Origin of the sequence: Thermovirga sp., from assembly GCA_012523215.1 — a bacterium.
Classification (GTDB): domain Bacteria; phylum Synergistota; class Synergistia; order Synergistales; family Thermovirgaceae; genus 58-81.
In genome coordinates, this window is sequence record JAAYIZ010000002.1 from 1 (window position 1) to 4,103 (window position 4,103).

The 4,103-nt window shown below is 55.8% G+C and carries 4 protein-coding genes; all 4 read right to left on the reverse strand.

Features of this window, described 5'->3' with window-relative positions; genetic code table 11:
* A partial coding sequence (locus tag GX108_00055) for a hypothetical protein (protein ID NLO55439.1) occupies positions 1-582 on the reverse strand: 582 nt, incomplete at its 3' end.
* Between the two features lie 129 nt (positions 583-711).
* Positions 712-2,130, reverse strand: coding sequence for an FAD-binding protein (locus tag GX108_00060; protein NLO55440.1), 1,419 nt, complete (start codon positions 2,128-2,130; stop codon positions 712-714).
* The gene (locus tag GX108_00065; protein NLO55441.1) at positions 2,127-3,143 is read right to left on the reverse strand and encodes an electron transfer flavoprotein subunit alpha/FixB family protein; all 1,017 of its coding nucleotides are present in this window, start codon (positions 3,141-3,143) and stop codon (positions 2,127-2,129) included. Before GX108_00065 ends, GX108_00060 begins: the two co-directional genes overlap by 4 nt.
* Complete coding sequence (locus GX108_00070; protein ID NLO55442.1) at positions 3,140-3,946, reverse strand: electron transfer flavoprotein subunit beta/FixA family protein; 807 nt, start codon at positions 3,944-3,946, stop codon at positions 3,140-3,142. Before GX108_00070 ends, GX108_00065 begins: the two co-directional genes overlap by 4 nt.
* Positions 3,947-4,103 lie beyond the last annotated feature (157 nt).

The following is a 4,103-nucleotide window of genomic DNA, read 5'->3' on the forward strand; positions in this document are numbered from 1 at the left end:
CGTTCCCGGTTTTACTACCCAACCCGAAGGTAAACCGGTGAACCAGGCGAACCTCTCGACAGGTCTCGGGGAGGCGCCCGGGTATACTACCAGGATATAGCAGTTACCCACGCTGTCGATCAGGTGGGTAACACCGAAGGGTTGGAGACCGGGGGGACTGATCCTTCTAAACCAGCCTCCGAAATAATTCTCCCATTCCCCCATCCGGAAGGAAGTCCTTTCCTCACCGGAGAGAACCTCGTCCCGTCCCTTAGGGGGAAGCCCCCTCCTTTCGGGCGTGTCATCCCAGGGATACCATCTTGGAGAGTCCGCCGGGGCAAGCACCCCGGAGGAGAGTTCCAGGCTGTACCAGTGACCGAAGACATCGGCGAAATACCGGGTTGCGCCCTCTTTTTCAGGAGCTACTGCCTCTCTGAACCATCGGCTCCCGTCGAAGAACCAGGCCCCCCAGCAAGGTCCTTTTCCCGAAGCTTCTTCAGGAAAAAGGGGCTGTTCGAACCATTCCTGGGCAAAAAGGGCAACCTGAGTGGCCAGAATGAATGAAAGCAAAAGGACTACATAAAAAGTAGTTTTGCCTTTCATAAGGGGCACACCTCCTTACCGGAGTTGTGTTATGTCCCTCGCGGGATGCCCGTATCATACCAGAGTGGAGGCAGGATTACGCCCTGGCAAAGGCTAGAGGGTTGTCACGGCAGGCCCGGGGGCTTGCCGTCATGGGTCGACGATCTTCCCCGGGTTGAGGATGAAGTGGGGATCGAACACCCTTTTTATCCCGCTGATAAGTTCCATCTGGGTCTTGTCGAGGAACATCCCAAGATAGGCCTTTCGCTTAAGTCCCACGCCATGCTCCCCGGAAAGAGTGCCGCCTAGATCCCTGGTCGAACGGTAAAGATCCTTCCTGGCCTCTTCGATGAGCTCATGCCAATCCTCGCTGTCTTCGTCGGCCAAGAGGTTGACATGGATATTTCCGTCGCCCACGTGGCCGAAATTGACTGCCTCGAGTCTATATTTCCGGCAAACCTCATCGAGGCTCGTTAAAAGGGAGGGTATATTGCTCGTGGGAACCACCAGGTCTTCTTTCGCATATTTCGTGTAAAAGACTATAATCGCTTCGGCGATATTCTTGCGGGTTTTCCACAGCAGATCGCGAAAATTACGGTTGTCCGCCACGAAAACCTCCAGGGCTCCCTTTTCCAGGCAGAAATCCCCGACCCTCTCGTACTGGTCTGAAAGGGCTTCCATGTCGTTGCCTTCGATCTGAATTATCAGGTGAGCGCCGGCATTCTCATAGGGCAGCGGACTTCCGATATACCTCGATACGATGCGTAGGGAGTTCCTATCCATGAACTCCAGCGAGGAGGGGACCATTTTGATCTCCCTCATAAGCCTGGGCACGAGGGTTATTGCTTCCTCAACGGTGCCGAAGGGAACGAGGAGGTCGACCACTCTCTCATGCCTGGGGACTAGTTTGAGCACCACCTTGGTTACAACGCCCAGGATACCTTCCGATCCGATCATAAGATGGACCAGGTCCAGACCAGTGACATCTTTTCGCCTCTTGCCCCCAAACCAGGTCACCTTCCCGGAGGGCAAAACTACTTCAAGGGCCAGGACGTTGGCACCTGTCGTGCCGTACTTTATGACTTTGTTTCCCCCGGCATTCTCCGCAACATTGCCCCCGATAAAGGATGCGTCCCCGCTGCAGGGGTCACCAGCGTACTCCAGGCCATGCCTGGCGGCAGCCGACTGTATCTCGGCGGTCACCACACCGGGCTCCGCTGTGAGTGTAAAATTCTCCAGGTCAATCTCCAGGATACGGTTCATCCTATCGAAGGCCATGACGATGCCGCCAAAAGCCGGCACCGCGCCTCCCGAGAGGCCGGTCCCCGCGCCGCGGGGCGTCACGGGGATCTTCCGGGAATCAGCGTAGGCCAGTACCGCTGACACGTGCCCTGTGCTCTCGGGAAAGACCAGCACTTCGGCTCGGTATTCCCGGTCCCAGAACTGCAGCCCGACTTCATCACGGGAGTAAGTCGCAAGCTTCTCCGGGTCTGTGGCGACGTTGTGGGCTCCCACTAACCTTTGGAGATCCTTTACGATCTCTTCGGTTACGGTGGCATAGTAGGTCATCCTGAGACCCCTTCCCTGGCCCTGATACCCTCTATCACTCTGGGCACGATGTCGAACAGGTCGCCGCAGAGACCGATATCCGCCACCCGAAAGATTGGGGCTTCCGGATCCTTGTTGATGGCTACTACGAGTTCGGCGGTTTGCATCCCGGCGAGGTGTTGGACCGACCCTGAGATTCCCACGGCGAAGTAAACTTTCGGGGCGACCACCTTTCCGCTGAGGCCAACCTGGTGAGAGTAGCCAATCCATTTATTATCCACCGCCGCCCGGCTGGCCCCTACCCCCCCATCCAGAAGGCCGGCCAGTTCCCTGAGAAGACTGAATTTATCCTCTTTTTTCATGCCCTTGCCACCGGAGACGATTATATCCCGGTCCTGGATGTTGACGTCGTCCTCCTGGAAACGCTCATGTCCAAGGGGCTTGATCCGGCTCTCGAAGCATTGATCCGTAAAGGTCATCGCCGTGACACGGCCCCTTCTATCGGGATTCGGTGCTGGGATGGCAAAGGTCCTAGGTCTGACGGTGGCCATCTGCGGACGGCGCTCGGGTGTTTTTATGGTGGCCATGATGTTACCGCCGATAGCCGGGCGCGTTTGAAGGAGCAGTCCCGTATCGGGGTCGATCTCAAGCTCCGTGCAGTCGGCGGTCAAGCCCGTCCCCAACATGGCAGCGACGGCGGGCATAATGGTTCGACCCGATGTTGTAGCTGGGGCCAGCACCATTTCAGGGTCGATCTCTTCTATTATTCTGCATAGAATCTTGGAATGAACCTCCTGATCGAAGAGGCTCAAACGGTCATCCCGGACACAAAGAACCCGATCTGCTCCGTAGTGGACCAGCGTTTCCGGTTCCGTATCAATCTCGGAGTACATCAACAGGGTTGAAACCTCAATCCCCAGATTGTCGGCTAGAAGGCGAGCTTTTGAAGTCAACTCCAAGGTCGCTGAATGGAGACATCCAGATCTTATCTCTCCGAGAACGAGAAAGCCCTTTGAGGGAGACCCTCGTCTCATGGCAAGGCCGCCTTCCCAAGAATGCCGCGGCTTTCAAGTTCCTCGAGTAGTTCCTTGATCCCTTCCCAGATTTCTTCTCCTTTGAAAAGCCTCGGCGTCCTCTCAATCTGAGGGTGGAATATCTTTACAACCCTGGTAGCAGACCCATTCAGTCCTGTTTCATCGGGTGATAGGCCAAGGAAGTCCAAGCCCTGGACTGGGAAAGCGGCTCTGCGGGCTGCTTTCTTTCCTGAAAGGGTCGGCATGGACGGTTCGTTGATGTTCCTGAGGACCGTCAGCAGGCAGGGCAGGAGGAGTTTTTGTCTTTCTATGCCGTCCTCAACGGTACGAGTTACCACCACGGCGTCGACCCCATGGAATTCAATCCGGCTGACATAAGTACTGAAAGGAATACCCAGCATGACGGCTACTTCAGGCCCTACTTGTCCCGTCTCGCCATCGGTGGCCTTCTCGCCGGCGAGGATAAGGTCATAGGGGCCGGTTTTTTCGCACGCGGCCGCCAATACCCGGGCCGTGGCATAGGTATCCGAAGCCGCGAAACAGGGGTCGCTCAAGAAGACCACATCATCAGCCCCAAGGGCCAGTGCCTCGCGGAGAGCGGCTTCTGCCTGGGAGGGGCCCATCGACAGGGCGGTTACTTTACCGCTCTTTAAAGAACGAATCACCAAGGCCTCTTGAAGGGCATGAAGGTCCAGTGGATTTATTATCGCCCCCGCTCCTTCTCGAATCATCGTCCCTGTCTCCTCATCCATTCGGACATCATCCGAGTCGGGCACCTGTTTGATCAACACGGCTATATGCAAAAGACCACTTCCTTTGTAAACAATCGGAGCCTGATCCAGGCCATTCATTATCCTGGACCTTTTAGAATCTCATAGATCTTCGGAAAATGCCGAAAACTGAATAAGACAAAACAACGTTGTAGCGGATAATTCACCCTGCCTGGGGCGATAATTTACC